Origin of the sequence: Lishizhenia sp. (genome assembly GCF_033720595.1) — a bacterium.
Taxonomy (GTDB): Bacteria; Bacteroidota; Bacteroidia; order Flavobacteriales_D; family Crocinitomicaceae; genus Lishizhenia.
In genome coordinates this window covers 1-2,026 of the sequence record NZ_JAWWCF010000304.1, presented here as the reverse complement: position 1 = coordinate 2,026, position 2,026 = coordinate 1, and the positions used below count along the sequence as shown (strand labels likewise).

Genomic DNA, 2,026 nt, shown 5'->3' with positions numbered 1-2,026 from the left:
TTAATAAAAATATCACAACCTGTACATCGCTTGTACCCTGTTTCGTATAATCCTCCCTTTAATCTAGAGATCTTAACAGCAAAATCCGAGCAAATTCCTTTACAAGGCATTTTTACCTTATTAAATTTCTAATAATTTCATTTAGTACAACTGAAAAACTAAGTGATTCACCATATTCTTTTTTGAATTCTAGTTGAACCTTTTGAATATGCTTGTTCACATCATCATCAATTTTCACCGAAACTTGTTTGCTCATTACAAAATGCAAATTTTTTTAATTTAAATAAATTAGTTTTTTTGAATTGAACAGACAACCTGATCACACAAAACTGTATTTTGTAAAAATTAATTATTACGTGTGGTTTGGATTTTAACTGACTATTTCTAATATAGAATTATTTATTATTTATATGATGGATCAAATCCTTATGGAAACAAAAGTTGATAATAACCAAACCAGGCAACAGGCAAAAACTGTAAAAGCAATTGGTCAGCATATGAAAATTCTTGTAATTGATGACAACGAACAAACCACTACAATGTTATCCAAATTCTTCAATGCAAAGGGGTTCGAGATTACAACTGCAAATGATCCGATTGAAGGACTACATCTTATTAGACAGGAAAAGTTTGGTGTAATTTTACTGGATGTTATGATGCCTGTGATAGGGGGAATTGGAATCATAGAAATTTTAGCAGGAGAAGACACACTTAAGGATCAAAATGTGTTCATATTTACAGGTGCAAATCTACCTGAAGTACAGGTAAAGAATTTGTTAAGAAGAGATGGAGTAAATGGAATTGTGAAAAAGCCCTTTGAACTTGATAATCTTTTGACAACTATTCTGGGTTGATGTTACAATTGCCTGTCATTAATTTGAAAAATTCTCCATTATTGGCTATAATTCAAACCTGTGAACAGGAAATATTCCGTTCTTGTTATTAACATCGATTAGAGAGTTTTGAGTTTTTCTTCTGCAGTGTTTAGACCGGCTTGTGCATCAGTTTCATATCCCATCATTGCAAGAGTTGATGAAATAGCCGAGATTGTCCTCATAACATGGTATTGACTAACTTCTCCCATACAACCTACTCTGAATACTTTCCCCTTTAGATCTCCAAAACCGCCAGCAACTAAAACTTTGAATTTTTTTGCCAACGTATCTCTAAATATTTTGTCTTGTAAACCCTCAAGGTAATTTAGAGCAACAATAGATATTGAACGATCCTCTTCTTTAGCAAAAGGAGTAAGACCGATTGCACTTAATCCTGAATATAGGGCATCCGAGCAAACCTTATGTCGTTTGTAAACTGCTTCTAATCCTTCTTCTAGCATTATTGCTAATGCTTCTCTATATGCATAAAGGAGAGGTAATGCTGGTGTAAAGGGAGTATGTTTTGATTCTTCATAATATTTGAAGTAGCGTGCTAAATTGAAGTACATAGTAGATGGAGGATTTTCAATCATGTATTTTTTGGCTCGTGGACTAATTGAGATAGGGGATATTCCAGGGGGTGCAGCAATTGCTTTTTGCGCACCTGTCATACAAACATCAATATTCCATTTGTCAACTGGTAATTCAGCTCCACCAAGCAAGGATACAGAATCTACAACAAAGTATGAGTCATTTCGTGATATTAAATCGGATACCTTGTCAAGGTAATTTACCATTGTACCAGTAGAAGTTTCATTATGTACTACATAGAATGCTTTAACATCCTTGTTATTATCAAATGCTTCCTTTACTTGATCAAAGGTGGCATTTTGCCCTGGAGGAGTTTCAAGTTTTATTACCTCAGCACCTTGACCTGCTATTAACTGAGATAGCCTGTTACTAAATTCACCATTAACTGGAATAATGACTTTATCTCCTTTTTTTATGAGATTTATAACGCCAGCTTCTACCGCTCCTGTTCCTGAGGCAGATAATGCTACAATATCATTTTTGGTTTGAAAAACTTGTTGAGTTTTATCGATTACATCAGTGTATAGTTCAACAAAATCATCACTTCTATGGTTAATTAT

General features: G+C 33.7%; 2 protein-coding genes. One reads left to right on the top strand and one right to left on the bottom strand.

Annotated elements, in window-relative coordinates:
• Positions 1 to 428 precede the first annotated feature (428 nt).
• A complete protein-coding gene (locus tag R3333_RS14280; protein WP_318959440.1) occupies positions 429 to 854 on the top strand; it encodes a response regulator in 426 nt (141 codons plus the stop codon).
• A gap of 98 nt (positions 855 to 952) precedes the next feature.
• On the opposite strand, the gene R3333_RS14275 is transcribed toward R3333_RS14280, so the two are convergent.
• Positions 953 to 2,026, bottom strand: a 1,074-nt coding sequence (locus tag R3333_RS14275) for an alanine--glyoxylate aminotransferase family protein (RefSeq protein ID WP_318959439.1), incomplete at its 5' end; no start/stop codon positions are given.